Here is a 23195-nt window from a genome sequence, read left to right on the forward strand (position 1 = left end):
GGCATCATCGACACAAGGCGTATGAAGCTTGTCCGCCGCAGCGCCGCGCCAATCAAACCGCTTGGCGCTGCGACGGACGCATAGGGGGAGAAGTGTTACCTATGTATCCGGTTCAAAGTGTTACCCATCTATCGGCTGGACACCGGCAGGCGGATGAGGGGCAGCGCCGCCTCGACGAGATTTGCTGCTCGCACCCGAACCGCCTCCCCAAAATTTTTTGCAGTCTCCATGAACCAAACCGTCTCCGCCGGCGACATACAGCCGTAACCAGAACCCAACCATGGAGACTTCCAATGACTTCTTTCCTGCGTACCGCTTTCCTCGCCGCCGTCGCGGTGTCGTCCCTGGCCGGGTCGGCTTTGGCCGATCAGACCGTCACCTGCTCCGACACCAAGACCAACGACTGGTGGGCTGGCCGTTGTTGCAGCGCCGGCGCTTCGGATTGCCTTGGTCACGAGGGCCATGGCCGCGACCATCATGACAATGGCGGCCGTGGTAGCACTGCCGGCAAGAACTGATGCAACGCCTCGCCGGCGATCGTCTCTCCAATTGAGGCGAGCGCCGGCAGGCGCCTCATGCCATCCTATCCAGTGCGTCCAAGTGCCGCCCGGATCGACGCGGTGATGCGGCGAAGCTCGGCTTCGTCCAGCTTCTCGATGTTCTCAGCCAGCAGATTGGCAAGTTCCGTCGCGGCGGGGCTGAGCCCCGACGTGTCGAGCTTTACCCGCGGATGCGAGGCCTCGGCCAGCCGCGCCAGCTCTTCGGCATCGTCCCAGATGACGTTGAAATAGCCGATGATCTTCTGGATCAACGTCCAGGTCGGCGCGCCGCGTCGGCCGTGTTCCAGCGCCGACAAATAGGCGGCGCTGACGCCGATCGCCTGCGCCATATCTTTTTGGCGCACGCCGCGCTCGGCTCGAAGCGCCCGCAGTTTTTCACCGAACGGCGTCATTTAGCGTACTCGCCTGAGCCGAACATAGAGCGCGCCCGAGCCACCATGGTTGCGGGCGGCATGGTCGTGGCTGGAAACCAGCGGCCGGAAGGCGGGCGTTGACAGCCAGGCCGGCACGGCACGCCGCAAGACGCCATCGCCGCCCGATGACGAACCTTTTCCCGTAATGATCAGGACATAGCGGATGCCGCCGGCATGCGCCCGATGCAGGAACGAGAACAACAGCGAATAGGCCTCATCCTGCGTCATGCCATGCAGATCGACACGACCTTCGATCGGCAACCGGCCTTTCTTCAGCTTGTCCAGCGTCGGCTCGTCGAGCGCATGCGAAACATGCTGCGCCTTCGGCTTGGTGGCAACGACCGCGCTGACAGCTACCGGCACCTGCGCCGGTTTGGGGTCGACGACGATGTCGGGAATGTCGACCGCCATCCTGCCCTTCAATGGCCGCGCCGTGCGCGCCACCAGGTTCCAAAGCACCCGGTCGTCTTCGCTGAGCTTGTCGGGGCGCCGGCTCATCTAGCCGCCCCCGAAACGAGACCACGCGGGATCAGCGCATAGAAATCGGCTTCATTGCGCACGACCCCGGCGATCTCGCCGGCCGCATCGCCGGAACCGGCGAACAGATCGCCGCGCGCCGGTCCGGTGATGGCCGAGCCGGTATCCTGCGCGATCATCAGCCGCCGGAACGGTTTTTGTTCGAAAGCGGTCAGTGAAGGTGCGTTTATGTAGAAGGGCGTGCCGAATGTGTGCAGCAGCCGGTCGACGGCGAGCGAGCGGCCCGGCGTCAGCGGCACCTTGGCGGCGGCGATCGGACCGAGTGCGGCGTCGTCGACCGCCGCTTCGCGGAAGAAGATGTAGGAGCGGTTCTGCCAGAGGATCTCGTCTATGCGATCCGGATGCGCCCTGAACCAGGCGCGGATCGACTGCATCGTCACCTTTTCCAGCGGAATCTCGCCGAGGTCGGCGAGAATCTTGCCCGGACCGGTGAAACGCTGGCCGGATTTGGCGGCATAGGTGACGCGGCACAGCCGGCCGTCGGTCATCTTCAGCCTTGCCGCGCCTTGCACATGGACAAAGAACGCATCGACCTTTTCCGCAAGCCAGGCGATTTCCAGGCCTTTCCCGGCCAGCGCGCCACGTTCGATCTGGCCACGGTCAAGATATTCCACCGGCCCCTGCGGCGTGTCGCGGCCGAAGGCCAGGTAGTCGTCCATGCCTTCGGGACGGTTGGTGCCGTCAATGTCGATGAGATCGACTGGCCGCGCCAGCAGCGGCACCGTGAATTGATCCGTGCGCACCGGCGAGGCCTCGACCTCCGGCTCGTAGAAGCCGGTGACCAGACCGGCATTCTCGGCCTGAACCTGGGCCGGAATGAAATGGCGCTCGAAAAACGCACGAGCGCCTTTCCGATTCGGTAGCGAAACGGAACGCGCCTCGTCATAGGCGCCGGCAAAGGCGTCGAACCGGATGCCAAGCGAGCCGGTGCGATAAGGTTTGTTCAGGACATGAAAGGCCGAGCGGCGGAAGGCTTCATAAGCGGAGAGGTGATCGTCCGCGCCCCAGCCGGGAAGATCGTCGAAGGACTTTTCGACGAAAAGGGGCGATAGCGACACCTTAGCCTCGCCACTGGCCATGTTTGCCTGCATGTCGCTATCCCAAAACCGCTGCCCACTTTGGGCGACATGCAAAGATTCAGTCTTCTTCCTCGGTGGCGACCAGCTTCCAGTTCGGATCGCGCGAGCGTGTGTCGCGGGCGAAGGTCCAGACGTCCTTGACCTCGGCCACCGTCTCGGGATCGCCGTCGATGACGGCACCTGCCTTGTCGCGGGTCGCCGAAATCAACTCGCTGACGATGCGCAGCGTGATGTGGGCCTCGCCACCCTTCATCTCGGCCGAGACGATGTCGGCCTTGTCGATGCCGACGAAGGAGGACTGGATCTTTTCGGCTTTCGCCTCGCGGTCGCCAATTGCGGCGACGAAACCGTCAAAAACCTCGCGCGACAACAGGTTCTTCAGCGTTTTGCGGTCGCCATCGGCATAGGCCATGACGATCATCTCATAGGCCATCTTGGCGCCGTCGACGAAACCCTTGGGCTCGAAGGACGGATCATTGTCCTTGATCGTGCGCAGGCCTTTGTTCAGATCGGTGTCGGGCTTGGCGAAAGCGTCGATGGCCGCATAGGTTTCGGCCGCCGTTTCGCCCGGCAGGCGCTTGCGCGGCAGCGAAACCACATTTTCGGGTTTCTGGGTCGCATCCTTGTCGGTGCGGCTGGCCGTATAGGGATCGAAGGGCGGGCGTTCGCTGCCCGTGCGGCGGCCGAGCACGTTGCGCAGCTGGAAGAAGATCACCACTGCGGCAATCAGAAAGAAAATGGTGCCGAAGTCGAAGAATCCCATATCTTTCGCCAATCAATCCCTGACCCGGCCGTGACCGCCGGCCAATCCGGGCCGCGGTCGCATAGCGTTCAACATGCAAAGCATATAGAACGCATGGCGCAATCATTCAAATCAAAGGCAGGCATACCTATCTAACGGCCTCAGTGCCAGCGGCGATTGTACGCCGCCCGGCGAAACATGGAAACGATCGGTCAAGACTTGCGCATTTCCTTCCTCCCCTTGTTCCTGCTTGCGCTGCCGCTGCTGGAAATCGCCGGTTTCGTCATTGTCGGGCGCGAGATCGGGGCGCTGGCGACGGTCGGCCTGGTGTTGGCTTCCAGCATTGCCGGCGTGCTTCTGCTCAGGCACCAGGGTTTTGGTGTCATGACGCGGGTGCGCGCCGAGATGGCCGACGGCGGCGACCCCAGCCGCCAGCTCGCGCATGGCGCCATGATCGTGGTTGCCGCGATCCTTTTGATCATTCCCGGCTTCATCACCGATATTATCGGCCTGCTCCTGTTCCTGCCGCCGGTGCGTGACCTTGCCTGGCGCAGGCTCAAGGGCCGCATCGTCGTCGCCACCGATTTTACCGCCGGCGGTTTCCGCGGCAGGTCGCGCGACAAGGTTATCGATCTCGACGATGGCGACTATTCGCGCGAGGACGATTTCAAGCGCGGCCCCGACCACAATTCGCCGTGGCGCCGGCTGAAGGACGACTGAAGTCACCTTGAGGACCATCAGGCCCTGAATTCCCGACGCTCGTGTCGCCTTTCGTAGCCGAGCCAAATGCCCGGAGGCTGAAGGCGGCAAACCTTGTCTTGTCATGCCGACCATGCTAGCCAACGCCCGATTTCAATTCGGTCAGCGCTGCTGCCCAGGCAAAAGGATCAAGGCTCATGGCCAGCAAAGATGACGCGCCGGTCGGCGCCGCAAACGGCAACGGCGAAACGACACAGCCGTCGCTCAACGTGCTTGCCCAATATGTGAAGGACCTGTCCTTCGAAAGCCCCGGCGCGCCGAACTCGCTGCGCGGCCGCGACAAGGCGCCCGGCATCGCCATCAACGTCAATGTCAACGCCAACCCGCTGTCCGACAAGCAGTTCGACGTCAATTTGTCGTTGAACGCCAAGGCGTCCTTCGACCAGGAAGTGCTGTTCAATGTCGAGCTGGTCTATGGCGGCGTCTTTTCCATCTCCGGCTTCCCGCAGGAACACATGCTGCCGATCCTGTTCATCGAATGCCCGCGGCTGCTGTTCCCCTTCGCCCGCCAGATCATCGCCGAAGCCACCCGCAATGGCGGCTTCCCGCCGCTGATGCTCGACCCGATCGATTTCGCGCAGATGTTCCAGCAGAAACTGGCCGAAGACCAGGCGGCATCGAAGGTCAAGGTGAGCTGAAGCTCGCCACTATGGATTGAAAAGCCCGGCCTTGTGTCGGGCTTTTTTGTTTGAGACGAGCATACTGAGATGCTGGCGGGACAGCACCCCCCTCTGCCTTGCCAGGCATCTCCCCCTCAAGTGGGGAGATTGGCCGCCATCGCGACCTTCGCCAATCCTCGACGTTGCAGGAATAGCCGGAGCGGCGAAGCTGCTAATCTCCCCCCTTGAGGGGGAGATGGCCGGCAGGCCAGAGGGGGGTGTGACGGAACGCTACCTCGGCAGCCGTTCACCCCGCCGCCACCTTCAGCCACAGCGCCTTTTCACCGAGCGTCGCCACCATCCCGGCATGCGCGGCGCGCTCGGCTTCGGTCAGCCTTGACGGCAGGGCGATCGGCCTGGCGGCGATGGAGATGTCGATGTCGGCGACGTCGCCATTGCTATTGACCTGCACCGCCACCGTTTCGAGGATGAGCGCCGCCTGCTTGCCGCCGATGAGTTCGATATAGACCTCGGCCAGCAGTTCGGAATCGAGCAGCGCGCCGTGTTTGGTGCGGTGGCCGTTGTCGATGCCGTAGCGGCGGCAGAGCGCGTCGAGCGAATTGGGACCCATCGGGTGCTTGCGCCGTGCCAAGGCGAGGGTGTCGACGACGCGCCCGGTGTCGATGACCGGCTGGCCGAGCCGGCCGAATTCGGTATTGAGGAAGCCGATGTCGAAATTGGCGTTGTGGGCGACGAGCTTGGCGCCGTCGGTGAAGGACAGCCATTCCTCGGCAATTTCGGCGAAGGTCGGCTTGCCGACCAGGTCGGCGGCGCTGATGCCGTGCACGGCCTGCGCCTCGTGATGGACGGCGCGCCCCTGCGGGTTGATGAATCTGTGGAAGGTGCGGCCGGTCGGGAAGCGGTTGACCAGCTCGACGCCGCCAAGCTCGATGATGCGGTCGTCGCGCATGTCGAGGCCGGTGGTTTCCGTATCGAAAATGATCTCGCGCATAGAATCAGCTCACTGCTTAAGAGAGCAGAATCATACGAGGGAATAAAATGGCAATGGGCAATGCCCCTTTTCCCCTTCTCCCCTTGTGGGAGAAGGTGGATCGGCGCGCAGCGCCGAGACGGTTGAGGGGTGTTGGAAGGAATGAGACGCTGGCGTTCCCTGGAACACCCCTCATCCGTCGCCTTCGGCGACACCTTCTCCCACAAGGGGAGAAGGGAAAGCGTCAGCGCCCTGTCACTTTCGCAATGATGGCGCCGACCGCGGCGCGGGCTGCGTCCATGCCTTCACCGGTGTCGATGACGAAATCGGCCCGCCGGCGCTTTTCGGCGTCGGGAACCTGCTTGGCCAGGATCGCCGCCAGCTTTTTCTCACTCATACCGGGCCGCGCCAGCACACGGGCGCGCTGGATGTCGGCCGGCGCGGTGACGACGACAACCTTGTCGACGCGGTTGCGGCCACCAGTCTCGAACAGCAGCGGGATATCGAGCACGGCAAGCGGCGCGCCGGCGGCGCGCTGTTTTACCAGAAAGGCATCGGCATCGGCCCGCACCAGCGGGTGGACGATTGTCTCCAGCGTCTTCAGCGCGGCGGCATCGCCCAGCACCCGCCCGGCGAGCTTGGTGCGGTCGACCACGCCGGACATGGTAGTGCCGGGAAAGGCCGCCTCGACCAGCGGCGCGGCTTTGCCCGAATAAAGCCGATGCACAGTCTCGTCGGAATCATGCACCGGAACGCCGGCGTCGCTGAACATCTTCGCCGTCGTCGACTTGCCCATGCCGATCGATCCGGTGAGGCCGAGCACGATCATCATTTTGCGCCCATCATTTGGCGACCCCGTCATTTGGCGACGATGTCGGCGACGATCATCTGCCGCAACTCCGGCGTGACCTCCGGCTTCTTGCCGAACCAGCGCTCGAAGCCGGGCACGGCCTGGTGCAGCAGCATGCCGAGCCCGTCGACCGTCTTCAGATTTCTGGCGCGCGCGGCGGCGAGAAGCGGCGTCTCCAGCGGTACATAGACAATGTCGGAAACAATGGCGTGGCCGGGCAGCCCGGTCGGATCGGCGGCCAGCGTGGCATCGCCATGCATGCCGAGCGCCGTCGTGTTGATCAGCAGGCCGGCATCGCCAAGCAACTCGCCGACCGCGCCATGCGCCGAAACGCCGGCGCCGAAGCGGTCCGCCAGTTCCTGCGCCCGCGCCAACGTGCGGTTGACGATGCGGATATCCCTGACACCGCGCACTTTCAGCGCGTGGATGACCGCGCGCGAGGCGCCGCCGGCGCCGAGCACCACGGCCGGACCATTCTTGTCCCAGCCCAGCGCATGCTCGTCGAGATTGCCGGCAAAGCCGATCCAGTCCGAATTGCCGCCCCACAACAGGCCGTCTTCCAGCCATAACATGTTGACGGCGCCGATCATCTCCGCCGCTTCGTCGCGGCGCTCGACCCGGGCAAAGGCCATCTCCTTGTGCGGAATGGTGACGTTGCCGCCCTGGTAGCCATTGGCCTGCAGCGATGTCAGGAATTCAGCAAAATCGGCTGGCGCGACGTCAATGGCGCGGTAGCTGCCATCGATGCCGTATGTCTTCAGCCAATAGCCATGAATCCTGGGCGAGCGCGAATGCGCGATCGGATGGCCGGTGACAAAAGCTTTCTTCTCAACCATCGATGGCTCCGAGCGCACGCAATTCCTTCAGCACCGGCAAAAGCGGCAGGCCGACAATGGTGAAATAGTCGCCTTCGATCCTGTCGAACAGCTGGATGCCTTCGCCCTCGATCTGGTAAGCGCCGACGCTCGCCAACGCCTTGGCGCCGACACGGGCCAGATGACGGCCGATGAAAGCAGGATCGAGCTTGCGCATGGTGAGGCTGGCGATGCCGACATGGCGCCATAGCACCTTGCCGTCGCGGCACAGCACGGCGGCGCTGTTCAGCTGATGTGTCTTGCCCGACAGCGCCAAGAGATGACGGCGCGCGCCTTCCATGTCGGCCGGCTTGTGAAACACCTCGTCGCCAAGCGACAGCGTCTGGTCGCAGCCGAGCACCAGCGCGCCCGGCTTGCGCTCGCTGACCTCGGTCGCCTTGGCTTCGGCGAGTATTGAAGCGACATCCTCGGGCGAAACGCCACTGTCCTGTAACGGCGCCTCGAGCGCGCGCTCGTCGACTTCGGCCGGGACGGCTTCGATGTCGAGGCCGGCATTGACCAGCATGGCTTTTCGGAACGGGCTGCCGGAGGCGAGTATGATTTTTTCGGTCATTTTTTGATCCAGTTTAACCGCCGCAACGCAGAAGATTGCCAGGTTGGCGGGGCAGCACCCCCCTCTGCCCTACCGGGCATCTCCCCCTCAAGGGGGGAGATCATGCGCTCAGCCGCTTTCGTCAACTATCAAGGCCGCAAGGTCAAGCGAGGCGATGGAACCGCCAATCTCCCCCCTTGAGGGGGAGATGTCCGGCAGGACAGAGGGGGGGTGTGAAGGATCGCGGCGTTGCGAAGGCTATCTCAACTACCCAGCGATTGAGCACGGCTCCAATTATCTATTCTTCCCCCGCAGGGCAACAATGGCCGCCGCCGTCTCCTCGATCGAACGGCGGCTGACGTCGATCATTGGCCAGTTGTGCCTTGTGCAGATCTGGCGGGCATAGGCCAGCTCCTCGGTAATCGAGGCGCGATCGACATAATCGGTCGCTTCGTAAGTGCTGCTGTTGCCGAGAATGCGGTTCTGCCGGACATGCGAGATGCGTTCTGCGGTGGCGATGAGCCCGACGATCAGCGGCTTGCTGGCGGCGACCAGGCTTTCGGGTACCGGCACGCCGAGCACGATCGGGATGTTGGCGGTCTTGATGCCGCGGTTGGCGAGATAGATGCTGGTCGGCGTCTTCGATGTCCTGGAAATGCCGATCAGCACGATGTCGGCATCGTCCATATTGAGCGGCAGCTGGCCGTCATCATGCTCCATGGTGAAGTTGAGCGCATCGATGCGGCGAAAATAGTCGGCGTCGAGCACATGCTGGGCGCCGACGCGGCGGCCGGCCGGTGTGCCGAGATAGGACTGGAAGACGGTCAGCACCGGCTCCAGCACCGAAACGCAGGGCAGGCCCATGGCCGCGCAGCGCTCATCTATGCCGCGCGCCAGCTTCTGGTCGACGACCGTATAAAGAATGATGCCCGGCTCCTCCTCGATGTCCTCGAACACTTTCGCCACCTGCTTTTCGGTGCGGATGAGCGGATAGATATGCTCGATGGCGCGCGCATCCTTGTACTGCGCCGAGGCTGCCCGGCCGGCCGCCAGCAGCGTTTCGCCGGTGGCGTCGGAAATCAGGTGCAGGTGGAAGAAGCTCTGGGGTTTGTTCACAGGGGTCACCTGGGGCTGTGGGCTTGTGTGGATAAACAGGGACCGGAAAGGCGACCGGCTGGAGGTGACTGTATCAGATGGCAGGTTGTCCACAATTCGATGCGCTGTCGGCTTCGTCGGCCGGCTGGGGACAATTTTGGGGACGGTCGTCTTTGCCAGCGCCTCATCCACAGAGCTCGTTTTGCCAGGCTGGCGTCAAGCCGTTGACTCCAGTGATGGAATCCTGGTCATCCACACTCTCCGCCAATCCCTGGGAAGAAGCACGCGACAATATGCTGGCTGGCCTTTTCCAGGGCAAAGCGGGACAGCTGACAACCACCACAACCAACAGACTCTTAGAATCAGAAGATTCTAGAAATAGACTATTTAATTATAGAGAAGGCAGGGGAAGAGAGCGCTCAATGCCCGAGAACCGCATCATGCTGGACGTGCTGAGAGGCGAGGCGCGCTTTCCGCCGCCACTCTGGATGATGCGTCAGGCCGGGCGCTATCTGCCGGAATACCGCGAAACCAGAAAGCGCGCCGGATCCTTCCTCGATCTCTGCTACAATCCAGACCTTGCCGTCGAAGTGACGCTGCAGCCGATCGAGCGCTTCGGCTTCGATGCCTCGATCCTGTTTTCCGATATTCTGGTCGTGCCACATGCGCTGGGCCGTGACGTGCGCTTCGAGGAGGGACGCGGACCGCTGCTGACGCCGATCACAGCAGCGGAGATTCTGGTCCTCAACAGCGAAACGTTTCACGTGAATCTCGAACCGGTCTACGAGACGGTTCGCCGGCTGCGGGTAAAACTGCCTGACGAAACGACGCTGATTGGCTTCTGTGGCGCGCCTTGGACGGTGGCGACCTACATGATTGCCGGCCACGGCACGCCCGACCAGGCGCCGGCCAGGCTGTTTGCCTATCGGGAACCTGCGGCTTTCCAGCAGCTTTTGAAAGTGTTGGCCGATCATTCGGCGGCCTATTTGATCCGCCAGATAGAGGCCGGCGCCGACGTGGTGCAGATTTTCGACTCGTGGTCGGGTGTGCTCGACGATGCGTCTTTCGAACAGTTCTGCGTTCGGCCAGTGGCGGAGATCGTTCGCCAGGTTCGTGCCGTTCACCCCGATGTTCCGATCATCGGTTTTCCCAAGGGTGCCGGTGCCCGCTACCAGACCTATCGTGAGAAGACCGGTGTGACGGGGCTAGGGATCGACTGGACCGTGCCCCTGGCAGTGGCGAAGGCATTGCAGGCCGGTGGCGCCGTGCAAGGCAATCTTGATCCCTTGCGGCTCGTGGCCGGCGGCAAAGCCCTGTCCGATGGCGTCTATGCGATCCTGAAGGCGTTGGGCGACGGACCGCTGATTTTCAATCTCGGCCATGGCATCACGCCGGAGACGCCGGTGGCGCATGTCGAAGCAATGGTGAAGCAAGTCAGGAGCGCGACACGCTAATGACTCAGCCAAATAACATGAACAAAAGTGGCAGCACGGGCAGCACTGCCAGCAGCACGGGTCAGGCGATGATGCGCATGACCATTGGCATTGTTGTTCTGGTGGTTTTTACCGCACTTCTTTTTTTTGTCGCGCCTGAGGGTTTCTATCCCTGGGCGAAGGCAATCCATATCCTCGCCGTCATCTCCTGGATGGCGGGTATGCTCTATCTGCCGCGGCTCTTGGTCTATCACGCCGATGCCGAGAAGGGGTCGGTCCAATCGGAGACCTTCAAGGTGATGGAGCGCCGGCTGCTGCGCGGCATCATCAATCCGGCGATGATCGTCACCTGGGTATTCGGGCTCTGGCTCGCCTGGAAAGTTTTCGGCTTTCATGGCGGCTGGCTGCACGCCAAGATCGGCTTGGTGCTTTTGCTGTCCGGCATTCATGGCTATCTGGCCGGCGCCGTGCGCAAATTCGCCGAGGATCGCAACGAAAAACCGGCAAGGCACTGGCGGATCGTCAACGAGATCCCCACATTCTTGATGATCGCCATTGTGATCCTGGTTGTCGTCAAGCCGTTTTAGGGTTTGTTTGACGCAATTCCCAAGGGAAAGCGCTCCGCGCTTTTCCCGGGAAAACCGCCAACACTTTTCCTGGAATTGCTTTTATCGGCGCCACAAAACGCAGCTTGCTCTTTCAAACGACCGACGATACAAGACGGATCTTCCTTCCCGTCATGCGCCGCCCATTTCGCTTTTCGGCCGCGCCCGGCATTTGTCGCATCCAGCCGATATTTCCCTCCAAAAGCCTACTCAGAGTCCGTCTATGCAAGAAATGAAACTCGCAGAGTTCAAGAACAAGAAACCGCCAGAGCTGATCGCYTATGCCGAATCGCTCGAAGTGGAAAACGCCAGCGTCATGCGCAAGCAGGAGCTGATGTTCGCCATCCTGAAGAAACTGGCCGCCCAGGAAATCGAGATCATCGGTGACGGTGTGGTCGAAGTGCTGCAGGACGGCTTCGGCTTCCTGCGCTCCGCCAATGCCAACTATCTGCCCGGTCCCGACGATATCTACATCTCGCCCTCGCAGATCCGCCGCTTCTCCTTGAAGACCGGCGATACCGTCGAAGGGCCGATCCGCAGCCCGAAAGAGGGCGAGCGCTATTTCGCCCTGCTCAAGGTCAACACCATCAATTTCGACGATCCCGAAAAGATCCGTCACAAGATCCATTTCGACAATCTGACGCCGCTCTATCCGACCAAGCGGCTGAAGATGGAGATCGACAATCCGACCAGCAAGGACATCTCGCCGCGCGTCATCGACCTGGTGGCGCCGATCGGCAAGGGACAGCGCGCTCTGATCAACGCGCAGCCGCGCACCGGTAAAACCGTGCTGATGCAGAATATCGCGCATTCGATCACCGCCAACCATCCGGAATGCTATCTGATTGTGCTTCTGATTGATGAGCGGCCGGAAGAAGTGACCGACATGCAGCGCTCGGTGAAGGGCGAGGTTATCTCCTCGACCTTCGATGAACCGGCGGTGCGTCACGTCCAGGTCGCCGAAATGGTCATCGAAAAGGCCAAGCGCCTGGTCGAACATGGCCGCGACGTCGTCATCCTGCTCGATTCGATCACCCGGCTCGGCCGCGCTTACAACACCGTTGTGCCGTCATCCGGCAAGGTGCTGACCGGCGGTGTCGACGCCAACGCGCTGCAGCGGCCGAAGCGCTTCTTCGGTGCCGCCCGCAACATCGAGGAAGGCGGCTCGCTGACCATTATCGCGACCGCGCTGATCGACACCGGCAGCCGCATGGACGAAGTCATTTTCGAAGAGTTCAAGGGCACCGGCAACTGCGAAATCCAGCTCGACCGCAAGGTCGCTGACAAGCGCATCTACCCGGCCATGGACATTCTGAAGTCCGGCACCCGTAAGGAAGACCTGCTGGTCTCCAAGCAGGATTTGCAGAAGATCTTTGTGCTGCGCCGCATCCTGGCGCCGATGGGGACCACCGACGCGATCGAGTTCCTCATCGACAAGCTGAAGCAGACCAAGACCAATGCGGATTTCTTCGATTCTATGAATACGTAAGCAGTTCACCGGATCAATCGGTCGATGCGTTGAAGCCCCATTCCGGGAAGCCGGGATGGGGCTTTTTGCTGGACGGGTCGCATTCCCGATATCGGGTGACCGTTCGCGGCAGCGCGCAGCATACCCTTTGTGCGAACACTCGGCCCTTCGAGGCTGGAACGAGCGACGTGAAGAAGACCATCCCGACCCTGATCGGTTTTTCGGCCATTCTGACATGGTCGTTTCTGGCGCTGCTTTCGACCGCGGCGGGACCGATTCCGCCCTTTCAACTCGCGGCGATGACGTTCCTGCTTGGCGGGCTGGTCGGCGCATCGAGCTGGCTCGTGCGCCCGGCGGCAATCCGCTCACTGCGTCAGCCATGGCAGGTCTGGGCGCTCGGCGCAGCGGGGCTGTGCATCTACCACTGCGCCTACTTCTTCGCCATCCAGTCGGCGCCGCCGGTTGAGGTCAGCCTCATCGCCTATCTCTGGCCGCTGCTGACCGTCGTCTTTGCCGCCTTCCTGCCCGGAGAGAAGCTGAAGGCCCATCACGTCGCCGGCGTCGTGCTTGGGCTTGTCGGCGCCATCGTTGTGATCACCAAGGGCGGCACGATCGGGCTGGCCAATGGCGTGATGAAGGGCCATGTCATCGCGCTGTTCTGCGCTTTCATCTGGGCCGGCTATTCGGTTCTGTCGCGCCGTTTCGGCCAAGTGCCGACCGATGTCGTGGCGGGCTATTGCTTCATCACCGCGGCAGTGGCTTTTGGGCTCCACCTGACGCTCGAAACCACCGTCTGGCCGCAGACGGCAACGCAGTGGAGCGCCATCGTCATCCTGGGCGCCATACCGCTCGGCGCCGGCTTTTACGCCTGGGATTATGGCTGCAAGCACGGGGACATCATGATCCTCGGCGCTTTGTCCTATGCCGCGCCGCTGTTTTCGGTGATCGTGCTTCTGCTGGCGGGCTTCGGGCTGTTTCATTGGTCAGTCGCCGTGGCCTGCATCCTGATCACGGTCGGAGCGGTGATCGCAGCCAAGGATTTGCTGCCTAAGCCTCGGTCGCCCGCTATTGACGCAACACCGCTTCCTTCGGCCTTGGACGGAAGGACTGGCTAAGCTACTGGCGCCGCAGCAGCCGTTCGAGTTCCTGTGGATCCGACACCACCGGCAGGCAAACCTGGCCGGTGCACAGCCAGGCGCCGGGTTTGTCGGTTGGCGGCAGGATGCCGCCCGGCAAAGTCGGTCGATTCGCTTCCGTTCCGATCGCCACGACAATATCGACACGGCGAGGGTCCGGATTCCGATTCGTAACCGGAACGAGGCTTGGACTCCCTAGTGAATCGACCAGCACCAGCTTCAATGGTTCTAGCGCCAGCGCACAGGCGTTGACGATCCCAGCCTGGCCGTAGGACTGGTGCCCGGTCCGGCCCATGGCGTGTTCGGCGACCCGCCAGGCTCTGTCCTGCAGATCGAGATCGCCGGTAACCGAGGCCAGCTGAACCAAGGCCTCGATAATCTGGCTGGTGGCCGAAGAGATCGCTTCGTCGACATCGCCACGGATGCGGATCGGCACATCGGTGCTGTCCGACGCCGTCAAATAGTAGCCGGTGCCGTCGTTGTCCCGATGCCAGCGGTCGAGCTGTTCGATGAATTGCCTCGCCCGATCGACATAGGTCGAAGCGCCCGTGGCTTCGAACAGTGCGATCGCCGCATTGGTCATCGCTGCATAGTCGCTGGACAGGGCCGGAAACAGTTTCTTGGCGCCGAGCATGGAGTGCGGCAGACGGCTGTCATGAGCGGCTTCGGCGATGTGAGCGAAGGCCTGCGCGGCCGCTTCGATCCAGTCAGTCCGGTCGAGCGAGCGGCCGGCTTCGGCAAGGGCCGCAATCATCAGGCCGTTCCAATCGGTCAGCGCCTTGCCGTCCCTGCCCGGACGCACGCGCTGTTCCCTTGTGGCCAGCAGCCTTGCTTTCAAAGGGACAAGCAGCTCCCTGTCAGGCACGCTTTGGCTTTGCTGCGTGTTGGTTTGATGGACAATCGGCTTGCCTTCCCAGCCATGCGGCGCGGAAAGCGTGAAGTATTTGAAAAACAAGGTCGAATCGTCACCAAGCACGGCCTCGATCTCGTCCTTGCTCCAGGTGTAGAAAAGTCCCTCTTCGCCATCGCTGTCAGCATCGAGGCTGGCGGCAAAAGCGCCGCCGTCGACACGCATTTCGCGCAGCAACCAGTCGACCGTGTCTTCGATTCGTATCCGGAACAAATCATTGCCGGTCGCGGCATAGGCCCAGTTGCACAGGCGGATGAGTTGCGCATTGTCGTAGAGCATCTTTTCGAAATGCGGAACCAGCCACTCGGCGTCGGTGGAATAGCGGCTGAGCCCGCCGCCGACATGGTCGTAAATGCCGCCGGCCAGCATCTTTTCCAGGCTGATGAGAACGGCATCACGGTGTGATGGAACACCATCTCGCAGCCAGGACAGCCACAGCGTGGACATGAACGGCGCGTTGGGAAACTTTGGTGCGCCGCGCAGGCCGCCGAGATCCCGGTCGATCATGCCGTCGATGCGGCCGGCGAGATCGCTGAGTGTCTCTTTGTCGAGCGCGGCCTTGGCGTGGACGCCGGCCAGGCGCGCCTCGACATGATTGGTCAGGCCGTCGGCGCTCTGGTCGAGGCTTTCCCGTTTCTCGCGCCACGCTTTGTCCACCGCTTCCATCACCTGGATGAAGCCAGGGCGACCATAACGCGCCTCGCGTGGAAAATAGGTGCCGCCCCAGAACGGCTTGCCGTCGGGGTTGAGGAACATGGTCAGCGGCCATCCGCCCTGCTCGCCCATCGACGACAACGCCGCCATATAGATCTGGTCGATGTCGGGCCGCTCCTCTCGATCGACCTTGATATTGACGAACAGCCGGTTCATGACGGCGGCGACGCTGTCGTTCTCGAAGCTTTCATGCGCCATGACATGACACCAATGGCAGGCGGCATAGCCGATCGAGAGCAGGATGGGCCGTTGCAATGTTTTGGCTTCGGCCAATGCCGCCGGCGACCAGGCCCGCCAATGCACGGGATTGCCGCTGTGCTGCTGCAGATAGGGGCTGGCTTCTTCGGCAAGCAGGTTTTGCGCGGGCAAGGTCACGGGCGGCAAGCTCGGTTTGGCGGTGTCGGGAATGTTGACCGGAAGCTAGGGCGGTTCGGAAGAGCGGGCAAATGATTTCAGGTGATTCGATTGTAGCGCTGTCCAGCGGCCGCCTCCCCGCCGGCATCGCTGTCATCCGCATTTCCGGGCCGCAGACTCGATTCGTTGTCGAAACGATTGCTGGCAGCATGGTTAAGGACCGGGTTGCGGCCCTGCGCAAGCTTCAGGCGGCGGACGGATCGTTGATCGACAACGGCCTGGTGTTGTTTTTTCCCGGCCCGAACAGCTTTACCGGCGAGGATGTCGCCGAATTCCACGTCCATGGCGGCCGCGCCGTCGCCGGCAAGATGCTGGAGGCCATCGCCGGCTTTGAAGGCGTCCGGCACGCCGAGCCAGGCGAATTCACGCGGCGCGCCTTTCTCAACGGCAAGCTCGACCTGGTCGAAACCGAGGCGCTGGCCGATCTGGTCAACGCCGAAACCGAAGCGCAGCGCCGCTTTGCCGTGCAAAATGCTGAGGGGGCGCAGAGTGCGCTCTATCTCGGCTGGCGGCGGCGATTGATCCATGCGCGGGCGATGATCGAGGCCGAGATCGACTTTGCCGACCAGGAGGATGTGCCGGGTTCCGTTTCGGATACGGTCTGGTCCGACGTCCGGGCGATGATCCACGAGATCGGCCGGCACATCGATGGCTTCCATGCCGCCGAAATCATTCGCGACGGTTTTGAGGTCGTCATCCTTGGGGCGCCAAACGCCGGTAAATCCAGCCTTTTCAACGCTTTGGCCAGGCGCGAGGCGGCGATCGTCACCGACGAGCCGGGCACGACGCGGGATTTGCTGGAGGTGGTGCTGGACCTCAATGGCGTGCGGGTCAGGGTGACTGACACGGCCGGATTGCGTGAAGCGCCCGGCAAGGTCGAGGCAATCGGCATCGAGAAAGCCCGGGCCAAGGCGCGCACGGCTGATCTTGTGCTGTTGCTGGAGGATCTGGCGAACCCAATCGGGATCGGTGACATACCGGCCGATATCCCCGTTTTGCGAATTGGTACCAAGGTGGATCTGCTGAAGGACGAGCGGCGGTCCGGAACCTATGACGCATCGATATCGACGGTCGAAGGTTCGGGGTTGGCTGAATTGCTGGCCGAGATCGGAGCGCGCGCCGCAGCGGCGATTGGCGATGCCGGCGATATTCTACCGTCGCGGCTACGCCATGTGGAACTGCTGAACGAGACCAAGCGCTTCCTGGGTTCGGCTTTGTCGGAGCAAGATCGGGGACAGGAGCTGCGGGCGGAGGAGTTGCGCCTTGCAGCCGACCGGCTTGGCCGGATCGTCGGGGCTGTCGATGTCGAGGACTTGCTCGACGTGATCTTCTCGCAGTTTTGCATTGGGAAATGACTCACGTGAAACAAGTGCAGTGACGGGGGCGTGGCTGTTTCACGTGAAACGAGGGGCTGACGGAGACTAGTAGGCCAATGCCAGCGCCGCCCCTCATTGTCCTGCCGGACATTTCTCCCCGTATAGTAACGGGGAGAAAGATGCCTGCCGGTGGTTTCGCGAATCTCCAACGTTGCATAGGAGGTGCCGACGCTGCGTTCAGCGCCCTTCTCCCCGTTTCACGGGGAGAAGATGCCGGCAGGCAGATGAGGGGCAGCGCCAACCAAGGTGATTGACGCTGCCCCGCCGCGCATGACTCACGTGAAACACCGCCCCGCGGAGCATTCCCATCCGTTTCACGTGAAACGAATCCTCGGCTATCCTTGACAGCGCCGTCTCTCGGGGACATGTGTCGGGCAATCTCTGAATCTGGAACGGAAAATGATCGATCACTATGATGTGGTTGTGGTGGGCGGTGGCCATGCCGGGTGCGAGGCGGCCAGTGCTGCAGCGCGCGCCGGCGCCAGGACCGCTCTCGTTACCCTGCGCTTTGACACGATCGGCGTGATGTCTTGCAATCCGGCCATTGGCGGGCTCGGTAAGGGCCATCTGGTGCGCGAGATCGATGCCATGGACGGGCTGATGGGCCGCGTCGCCGATGCCGCCGGCATCCAGTTCCGCCTGCTCAATCGTCGCAAGGGACCTGCCGTGCGCGGGCCGCGCACGCAGGCGGACCGGAAGCTGTACCGGCTGGCCATGCAGGAAGCGATTCGGCAGCAGAACGATCTCGATGTCGTCGAGGGTGAGGTCCTGGACTTCGGTATCGACAATGGACGGATCGCCGCCGTGCTGTTGGCCGACGGTCGCCGGCTGGCCTGTGGCGCCGTCGTTTTGACCACCGGCACCTTCCTGCGCGGCCTCATCCATATTGGCGAAAGGAAGATCGTCGCCGGCCGCATGAACGAGCATGCGAGCTTGGGGCTGTCGGCGACGATGAGCCGCGCCGGTTTCTCACTCGGGCGGCTGAAGACCGGAACGCCGCCGCGGCTGGATGGCCGCACCATCGACTGGGTTTCGCTGGAAAGCCAGGCGGCGGATGAACATCCCTCGCCGTTCTCGCTGCTGACCGATGCGATCAAGAACCCGCAGATCCATTGCGGCATCACCCGCACGACGCCGGCGACGCATGACCTGATCCGCGCCAATCTCGGCCGCTCGGCCATGTATTCCGGCTCCATCGAAGGTGTCGGCCCGCGCTATTGCCCGTCGATCGAGGACAAGATCGTCAAGTTCGGCGACCGCGAGGGACACCAGATTTTCCTCGAGCCGGAAGGGCTCGATGACGACACCGTCTACCCCAATGGCATCTCGACCTCCCTGCCCGAGGATGTGCAACTCGACATTCTGAAGACGATCCCGGGGCTCGAGCGCGCAATAATGCTGCAGCCGGGCTATGCCATAGAATACGACCATGTCGATCCGCGCGAGCTTGAGCCGACGCTGGAAACCAAGCGCATCGCAGGCCTGTTCCTGGCTGGGCAGATCAATGGCACCACCGGTTATGAAGAGGCCGGCGCGCAAGGCCTGCTCGCCGGGCTGAACGCGGCGCGCAAAGCGTCGGCCGGCGATCCGGTCGTGCTCAGCAGGACCGAGGCCTATATCGGTGTGATGGTCGACGACCTCACCAGCCGCGGCATTGCCGAACCTTACCGCATGTTCACCTCGCGGGCGGAGTTTCGGTTGTCCTTGCGCGCCGATAATGCCGATGAGCGGTTGACGCCACTGGCTATGCGGCTTGGAATCGCGTCGCCGCAGCGGACGCAGCGGTTCAATCAAGTCACGCAGGATCTTGATGAGGCGCGCGAATTGGCGCGGGCCACGACGATGACGCCCAATGAAGCGGCCCGGCACGGGCTGGAAGTCAACAGAGACGGCGTGCGCCGGTCGGCCTATGAACTGCTGGCCTATCCCGGCGTCGATATTGCCTGGCTGACCCGTGTCGCGCCGGCATTTGGCGGCATCGATACCAAGACTGCCGAGCGGCTCGAAACGGAAGCGAAATATTCGGTCTACCTTGATCGGCAGCAAGCTGATGTGGCGCAGATCCGGCATGAGGAAAGCCGGCTGATCCCGGCTTCAGTCGACTTCGCCGATGTTCCGGGCCTGTCCAATGAGCTGAAGCAGAAGATGCGTGCGCGCCAGCCGCGCTCGATTGCCGACGCGCAGCGCATGGAAGGCATGACGCCGGCGGCGCTGGCGATCATCGTCGCGCATGTCCGCAATGCCGAATCAGCTGCGCAAAGGGCCGTTGCGTGAGCGCTGCCTCATGGACGAGCCTGCAAGAGGCCGCGGGACCGGTTTCACGTGAAACATTCGAACGCCTGGTGGCGTTCGTGCAGCTGTTCCTGAAATGGAATCGCAGCATCAATCTGGCGGCGCCGTCGACGCTGGACGATGTTTGGGGCCGACACATTCTGGACAGCGCGCAACTGGCGCGAATCGCGCCTGAGGCCAAACGCTGGGCCGACCTCGGTTCGGGCGGCGGGTTTCCAGGTCTGGTGCTGGCTTTCCTGCTGGTCGAGCGTGACGGGGCGTCGATCGATCTGATCGAGAGCAACCGCAAGAAAGCGTCGTTCCTGCAGGCGGTGATCGGTCAGTTCGGTTTGCCGGCTCGGGTTGTTGCGAGGCGCATCGACGACAGCTATGCTCTTGTTTCCGCACCGGAAATAGTCACGGCAAGGGCGCTGGCCGCGCTTCCGGCGCTGCTCGATCTGTCGGCGCCATGGCTGACCAAGGGGTCGCGCGCTCTGTTCCACAAAGGCCGGGATTACCGCGTGGAAGTGGAAGAAAGCACTCACCGCTGGGCCTTCGATCTGGTAGAACATCCGAGCATGACCGACGCCCATGGCGTCATCCTCGAATTGGCCGATCTGCGGACTGCGTAACCTCCCTTCGCGACCCGCCGGCGACCCTTTGGCGACCCGCAAATGAATATTTGGCATAGACCCATGAAAACCGGACCCCGCATCATCACCGTCGCCAACCAGAAGGGCGGCGTCGGCAAGACCACGACGGCCATCAATCTGGCCACGGCGCTGGCTGCCATCGGCGAAAAGGTGCTGATCGTCGATCTCGACCCGCAAGGCAATGCCTCGACGGGTCTCGGCATAGACCGCAAGGACCGCACCGTCTCCTCCTATGACGTGCTGACCGGCGAACTTGGCCTGGAAGACGCCGCCATTCCAACGGCCGTGCCCGGCCTGTCGATCGTGCCGTCGACGCTCGACCTGCTCGGCATCGAGATGGAGATCGCCTCCGCACCAGACCGGGTGCTCAAGCTGCGCAATGCGCTGCGCGCCGCTGCTGAACGCGGTGCGCCCTTCGGCTATGTGCTGATCGACTGCCCGCCCTCGCTCAACCTTTTGACGTTGAATTCCATGGCGGCAGCCGATTCTGTTCTTGTGCCGCTGCAATGCGAATTCTTCGCGCTGGAAGGTCTTAGCCAGCTTCTCGAAACTGTCGAGCAGGTGCGCCGCACGATCAATCCGGACCTGATCATCCAGGGCATCGTGCTGACCATGTATGACGGCCGCAACAACCTCGCCAACCAGGTTGTGCAGGATGTGCGGGCGCATATGGGAGACAAGGTCTACGAGACCATTATCCCGCGTAATGTGCGAGTGTCCGAGGCGCCGTCCTACGGCAAGCCGGCGATCCTTTACGACCTGAAATGCTCGGGCAGCCAGGCTTACCTTCAACTGGCGTCCGAAGTGATCCGCCGCGAGCGTAAATTGCGCGCTGCTTGATTAGGTTTGGCTTATAACTCAAGCCGATTCGATACCGAAACGATTATGAAAAATCTGGAATTGAGATGAGCGAAGACCTTTCGAGAAAAAGACTGGGCCGTGGGCTGGCAGCGCTGATCGGCGAGATCGATCGTCCGGCAGCGGCCGAAAAGCCGGGCCTGAATGCCGACGGCAAGGTGCCGATCGAGTTCCTGAGCCCGAACCCGAAAAACCCGCGCCGGCATTTTGGCGACGCCGACCTGACCGACCTCGCCCAGTCGATTCGCGAACATGGCGTGGTGCAGCCGGTGGTGGCGCGGCCATCGCCGACCCAGGCCGGCCGCTACGAGATCATCGCCGGCGAGCGGCGCTGGCGCGCCGCACAGCGGGCCGGGCTGACAGAAATCCCGATCATCGTGCGCGACGTCAACGACCGCACGGCGCTCGAACTGGCGATCATCGAGAACGTCCAGCGCACCGATCTCAATCCGGTCGAGGAGGCGCTGGGTTACCAGCAATTGATCGACGATCATGGCTACACCCAGGCCGATCTCGGCAATGTCATCGGCAAGAGCCGCAGCCATGTCGCCAACACGCTGCGGCTGCTGAAGCTGCCCGACGTTATCCGCGACATGCTGGTCGACGGTGCGTTGTCGGCCGGCCATGCCCGCACGTTGGTGACGGCGCAGGATCCGGCCGGGCTCGCCAAGCAGATCGTCGAAGAGGGACTTTCGGTGCGCCAGGCTGAAGCGCTGGCGCAGATGCCGGCTGGCGGCACGCCGCCCAAGGCAAAGCCGGCGCAAAATGGGTCGGACAAGGATGCCGACACGCTGGCGCTTGAAAAGCTGATGACCGACACGATCGGCATGATCGTGACCATCGAGCACAAGGGCAAGGGCGGCGCCATCCGCGTCAATTACCGCAGCCTTGAGCAGTTGGATGAGTTGTGCCGGCGGTTGAAGGACGAGCGGTAGACGGTTGAGGCGCCACGGTATTTAGCCGGCAAATGAAGTTCTGGCTTAAGATGAAGGGCTGGCGGTTGCCGGCCCTTTCTTTTTACTGGCGATTGGCGAAGGCGGCAGAGCTGCCAATCTCCCCCCTTGAGGGGGAGATGGCCGGCAGGCCAGAAGGGGTCGTCCGGACAAGCGCCGACGTCGTTTGTCGTCGCGAAAGGCGCCGGCGCTTCACGCGCGGCGACCCCCTCTGTCGCCTTCGGCGACATCTCCCCCTCAAGGGGGGAGATTACCTCTGGCCCAGTCTCGCACTTTCCACCGCAATGCCAAGCAGCGCCTGGCGCGCCAGCGCTTCCGACAGATCCGGCCGTCGCCGCGTCTGCAGCACCGCCGTTTGCAGCCGGTTCAGCGCGCGGCTGAGCGCCTCGACGTTCCAGCGCTCCAGCGCTTTCTCCACCAGCTTGCGGCGCGTGAAAAAAACCGGTGGCCGGGCGCCGGCGACGGCCGAGGCGGCGTTGCGGCCGGCGGAGTCCATCTGGCCGCGCATGAGCTGAAGCTGCTGCAGCTGCCGCATCGCAGAGGACAGCACCAGGAAGGGTTGGCCGCCGGACAGGCAATGGCGGGTGAAAGCGGTGTCGAAGTCACTGACTTTGCCTTCGAGCACGGCGTCGACGGCATCGTCGAAGGAGGCGCCGGAGACATCACCCGACATTGCCCTGACGTCGTCGAGGCCGATGTCCTTCTGGCCGTGGGCGTAAAGCACCAGCTTTTCGATCTCGCCGCGGGAGGCCAGCCGGTCGCCGCCGAGATTGCGGCGCAGTGCCTGGCGGGCATCGAGCGCCATCGACATGCCGGCCTTGCGCAGTTCGTCGTCGATGACGGTGTCGATGTCGCGGGCCTCGTCGGCATAGCAGGGCAGCGCCATGGCGGTGTCGGCGGCCTCGACGATGGCGCGCAAGCCTACGCCCTTTTTCAGGTCGCCGGCCTCGATCAGGATGATGGCGTCGCGCGCGGGTTCGGCCGTGAGCGCCTTGACGTCGTCCGCCAGTGGCTTCTGGCCGCTGGCGTTGCGCACCCATAGAAGTCGCCGGTCGGAAAACATGGGCACGGTGCGGGCTTCATCCAGCAGCCGGCCCTGGTCGCGGTCGACCTCCGCGCCATCGAGCCGGACCACGGAGAATGGGTCGTCGAGCGGCAGGCCGGTCTTTTCGGCAAAGGCCTTTGCGCGCTCGGCGACGAGGCCACGGTCGGGGCCGTAAAGCAGGACGATCGAGATGCGCGAGTCCGGCTTCGCCAGCCACGAATCGACCTCGTATCCTTTTTTCTGTGCCATGGGTGGGTGGTTAGCATGGGGAGAGGCGCGAGTGAACGGGAAGAGCGCGATCTCCCCCCTCGTGGGGGAGATGTCCGG

23 protein-coding genes are annotated in these 23195 nt (G+C 62.7%); 12 read left to right on the forward strand and 11 right to left on the reverse strand.

What is annotated here, in order from left to right:
• Window positions 1-293 precede the first annotated feature (293 nt).
• Complete coding sequence (locus tag AC1DYO_RS18585) at window positions 294-518, forward strand: hypothetical protein (RefSeq protein WP_477265674.1); 225 nt, start codon at window positions 294-296, stop codon at window positions 516-518.
• Between the two features lie 65 nt (window positions 519-583).
• Here the strand turns inward: AC1DYO_RS18585 and AC1DYO_RS18590 are convergent, their stop codons facing one another.
• The 4 genes from AC1DYO_RS18590 to AC1DYO_RS18605 form a co-directional block, all read right to left on the reverse strand.
• Window positions 584-952: a helix-turn-helix domain-containing protein gene (locus tag AC1DYO_RS18590; RefSeq protein ID WP_436262185.1), complete on the reverse strand. Its 369-nt coding sequence runs from the start codon at window positions 950-952 to the stop codon at window positions 584-586.
• Complete coding sequence (locus tag AC1DYO_RS18595; RefSeq protein ID WP_477265676.1) at window positions 953-1471, reverse strand: Smr/MutS family protein; 519 nt, start codon at window positions 1469-1471, stop codon at window positions 953-955. It lies immediately after the preceding gene.
• On the reverse strand, window positions 1468-2568 hold the full coding sequence (gene mltA / locus AC1DYO_RS18600) for a murein transglycosylase A (protein WP_477265898.1): 1101 nt from the start codon (window positions 2566-2568) through the stop codon (window positions 1468-1470). The genes AC1DYO_RS18595 and mltA overlap by 4 nt, the downstream gene beginning before the upstream one ends.
• Window positions 2569-2647: 79 nt before the next feature.
• Window positions 2648-3352, reverse strand: coding sequence for a Tim44/TimA family putative adaptor protein (locus AC1DYO_RS18605; protein ID WP_477265678.1), 705 nt, complete (start codon window positions 3350-3352; stop codon window positions 2648-2650).
• A gap of 198 nt (window positions 3353-3550) precedes the next feature.
• On the opposite strand from AC1DYO_RS18605, the gene AC1DYO_RS18610 reads away from it, so the two are divergent.
• Both AC1DYO_RS18610 and secB read left to right on the forward strand, forming a co-directional pair.
• Window positions 3551-4051, forward strand: coding sequence for an FxsA family protein (locus AC1DYO_RS18610; RefSeq protein WP_477265900.1), 501 nt, complete (start codon window positions 3551-3553; stop codon window positions 4049-4051).
• 176 nt (window positions 4052-4227) lie between these two features.
• Window positions 4228-4728: a protein-export chaperone SecB gene (gene secB / locus AC1DYO_RS18615; protein ID WP_477265680.1), complete on the forward strand. Its 501-nt coding sequence runs from the start codon at window positions 4228-4230 to the stop codon at window positions 4726-4728.
• A 268-nt stretch (window positions 4729-4996) separates the two neighbouring features.
• On the opposite strand, the gene dnaQ is transcribed toward secB, so the two are convergent.
• The 5 genes from dnaQ to AC1DYO_RS18640 all read right to left on the reverse strand — a co-directional run bounded on the left by dnaQ (window position 4997) and on the right by AC1DYO_RS18640 (window position 9053).
• Window positions 4997-5701, reverse strand: a complete 705-nt coding sequence (dnaQ, locus tag AC1DYO_RS18620) for a DNA polymerase III subunit epsilon (RefSeq protein ID WP_477265682.1) — start codon at window positions 5699-5701, stop codon at window positions 4997-4999.
• Between the two features lie 223 nt (window positions 5702-5924).
• Complete coding sequence (coaE, locus tag AC1DYO_RS18625) at window positions 5925-6509, reverse strand: dephospho-CoA kinase (RefSeq protein ID WP_477265902.1); 585 nt, start codon at window positions 6507-6509, stop codon at window positions 5925-5927.
• Between the two features lie 29 nt (window positions 6510-6538).
• Window positions 6539-7366 carry a shikimate dehydrogenase gene (locus AC1DYO_RS18630; RefSeq protein WP_477265684.1) on the reverse strand — a complete coding sequence of 276 codons (828 nt, stop codon included), beginning with the start codon at window positions 7364-7366 and terminating at the stop codon, window positions 6539-6541.
• Window positions 7359-7958, reverse strand: a complete 600-nt coding sequence (locus AC1DYO_RS18635) for a Maf-like protein (RefSeq protein ID WP_477265686.1) — start codon at window positions 7956-7958, stop codon at window positions 7359-7361. The genes AC1DYO_RS18630 and AC1DYO_RS18635 overlap by 8 nt, the downstream gene beginning before the upstream one ends.
• Window positions 7959-8231: 273 nt before the next feature.
• Entirely contained in the window at window positions 8232-9053 is an 822-nt protein-coding gene (locus AC1DYO_RS18640; RefSeq protein ID WP_181060541.1) for a pyruvate, water dikinase regulatory protein, read from the reverse strand.
• Window positions 9054-9454: 401 nt separating this feature from the next.
• Between AC1DYO_RS18640 and hemE the strand changes: the two genes are divergently transcribed.
• The 4 genes from hemE to yddG all read left to right on the forward strand — a co-directional run bounded on the left by hemE (window position 9455) and on the right by yddG (window position 13653).
• Window positions 9455-10486: a uroporphyrinogen decarboxylase gene (gene hemE, locus AC1DYO_RS18645; protein WP_477265689.1), complete on the forward strand. Its 1032-nt coding sequence runs from the start codon at window positions 9455-9457 to the stop codon at window positions 10484-10486.
• A complete protein-coding gene (gene hemJ / locus AC1DYO_RS18650) occupies window positions 10486-11052 on the forward strand; it encodes a protoporphyrinogen oxidase HemJ (RefSeq protein ID WP_477265691.1) in 567 nt (188 codons plus the stop codon). The genes hemE and hemJ overlap by 1 nt, the downstream gene beginning before the upstream one ends.
• A gap of 241 nt (window positions 11053-11293) precedes the next feature.
• Window positions 11294-12559 carry a transcription termination factor Rho gene (rho, locus tag AC1DYO_RS18655; protein ID WP_112560220.1) on the forward strand — a complete coding sequence of 422 codons (1266 nt, stop codon included), beginning with the start codon at window positions 11294-11296 and terminating at the stop codon, window positions 12557-12559.
• A gap of 167 nt (window positions 12560-12726) precedes the next feature.
• Window positions 12727-13653 (forward strand): aromatic amino acid exporter YddG, encoded by a 927-nt coding sequence (yddG, locus tag AC1DYO_RS18660; protein WP_477265693.1) that lies wholly within the window; start codon window positions 12727-12729, stop codon window positions 13651-13653.
• Between the two features lies 1 nt (window position 13654).
• On the opposite strand, the gene AC1DYO_RS18665 is transcribed toward yddG, so the two are convergent.
• Window positions 13655-15673 carry a thioredoxin domain-containing protein gene (locus tag AC1DYO_RS18665; RefSeq protein WP_477265695.1) on the reverse strand — a complete coding sequence of 673 codons (2019 nt, stop codon included), beginning with the start codon at window positions 15671-15673 and terminating at the stop codon, window positions 13655-13657.
• Between the two features lie 71 nt (window positions 15674-15744).
• On the opposite strand from AC1DYO_RS18665, the gene mnmE reads away from it, so the two are divergent.
• From mnmE to AC1DYO_RS18690, 5 genes are all read left to right on the forward strand, one after another.
• A complete protein-coding gene (gene mnmE / locus AC1DYO_RS18670; RefSeq protein ID WP_477265697.1) occupies window positions 15745-17067 on the forward strand; it encodes a tRNA uridine-5-carboxymethylaminomethyl(34) synthesis GTPase MnmE in 1323 nt (440 codons plus the stop codon).
• A 420-nt stretch (window positions 17068-17487) separates the two neighbouring features.
• Window positions 17488-19362 carry a tRNA uridine-5-carboxymethylaminomethyl(34) synthesis enzyme MnmG gene (gene mnmG, locus AC1DYO_RS18675; protein ID WP_477265699.1) on the forward strand — a complete coding sequence of 625 codons (1875 nt, stop codon included), beginning with the start codon at window positions 17488-17490 and terminating at the stop codon, window positions 19360-19362.
• Entirely contained in the window at window positions 19359-19991 is a 633-nt protein-coding gene (gene rsmG / locus AC1DYO_RS18680) for a 16S rRNA (guanine(527)-N(7))-methyltransferase RsmG (RefSeq protein WP_477265701.1), read from the forward strand. The genes mnmG and rsmG overlap by 4 nt, the downstream gene beginning before the upstream one ends.
• Window positions 19992-20054: 63 nt before the next feature.
• Window positions 20055-20852 (forward strand): ParA family protein, encoded by a 798-nt coding sequence (locus AC1DYO_RS18685; protein WP_477265703.1) that lies wholly within the window; start codon window positions 20055-20057, stop codon window positions 20850-20852.
• A gap of 65 nt (window positions 20853-20917) precedes the next feature.
• Entirely contained in the window at window positions 20918-21805 is an 888-nt protein-coding gene (locus AC1DYO_RS18690) for a ParB/RepB/Spo0J family partition protein (protein WP_477265705.1), read from the forward strand.
• 268 nt (window positions 21806-22073) lie between these two features.
• Here the strand turns inward: AC1DYO_RS18690 and holA are convergent, their stop codons facing one another.
• A complete protein-coding gene (holA, locus tag AC1DYO_RS18695; protein WP_477265707.1) occupies window positions 22074-23117 on the reverse strand; it encodes a DNA polymerase III subunit delta in 1044 nt (347 codons plus the stop codon).
• Between the last annotated feature and the right edge of the window lie 78 nt (window positions 23118-23195).

The organism is Mesorhizobium sp. P2_F5 (assembly GCF_056403715.1).

Bases quoted from the DNA above. Each gene is read 5' to 3' on its own strand.
- AC1DYO_RS18585 (WP_477265674.1), top strand. From the start codon at position 294: ATGACTTCTTTCCTGCGTACCGCTTTCCTCGCCGCCGTCGCGGTGTCG.
- AC1DYO_RS18590 (WP_436262185.1), bottom strand. From the start codon at position 952: ATGACGCCGTTCGGTGAAAAACTGCGGGCGCTTCGAGCCGAGCGCGGC.
- AC1DYO_RS18595 (WP_477265676.1), bottom strand. From the start codon at position 1,471: ATGAGCCGGCGCCCCGACAAGCTCAGCGAAGACGACCGGGTGCTTTGG.
- AC1DYO_RS18605 (WP_477265678.1), bottom strand. From the start codon at position 3,352: ATGGGATTCTTCGACTTCGGCACCATTTTCTTTCTGATTGCCGCAGTG.
- secB (WP_477265680.1), top strand. From the start codon at position 4,228: ATGGCCAGCAAAGATGACGCGCCGGTCGGCGCCGCAAACGGCAACGGC.
- dnaQ (WP_477265682.1), bottom strand. From the start codon at position 5,701: ATGCGCGAGATCATTTTCGATACGGAAACCACCGGCCTCGACATGCGC.
- coaE (WP_477265902.1), bottom strand. From the start codon at position 6,509: ATGATCGTGCTCGGCCTCACCGGATCGATCGGCATGGGCAAGTCGACG.
- AC1DYO_RS18630 (WP_477265684.1), bottom strand. From the start codon at position 7,366: ATGGTTGAGAAGAAAGCTTTTGTCACCGGCCATCCGATCGCGCATTCG.
- AC1DYO_RS18635 (WP_477265686.1), bottom strand. From the start codon at position 7,958: ATGACCGAAAAAATCATACTCGCCTCCGGCAGCCCGTTCCGAAAAGCC.
- hemE (WP_477265689.1), top strand. From the start codon at position 9,455: ATGCCCGAGAACCGCATCATGCTGGACGTGCTGAGAGGCGAGGCGCGC.
- hemJ (WP_477265691.1), top strand. From the start codon at position 10,486: ATGACTCAGCCAAATAACATGAACAAAAGTGGCAGCACGGGCAGCACT.
- mnmE (WP_477265697.1), top strand. From the start codon at position 15,745: ATGATTTCAGGTGATTCGATTGTAGCGCTGTCCAGCGGCCGCCTCCCC.
- mnmG (WP_477265699.1), top strand. From the start codon at position 17,488: ATGATCGATCACTATGATGTGGTTGTGGTGGGCGGTGGCCATGCCGGG.
- AC1DYO_RS18685 (WP_477265703.1), top strand. From the start codon at position 20,055: ATGAAAACCGGACCCCGCATCATCACCGTCGCCAACCAGAAGGGCGGC.
- AC1DYO_RS18690 (WP_477265705.1), top strand. From the start codon at position 20,918: ATGAGCGAAGACCTTTCGAGAAAAAGACTGGGCCGTGGGCTGGCAGCG.
- holA (WP_477265707.1), bottom strand. From the start codon at position 23,117: ATGGCACAGAAAAAAGGATACGAGGTCGATTCGTGGCTGGCGAAGCCG.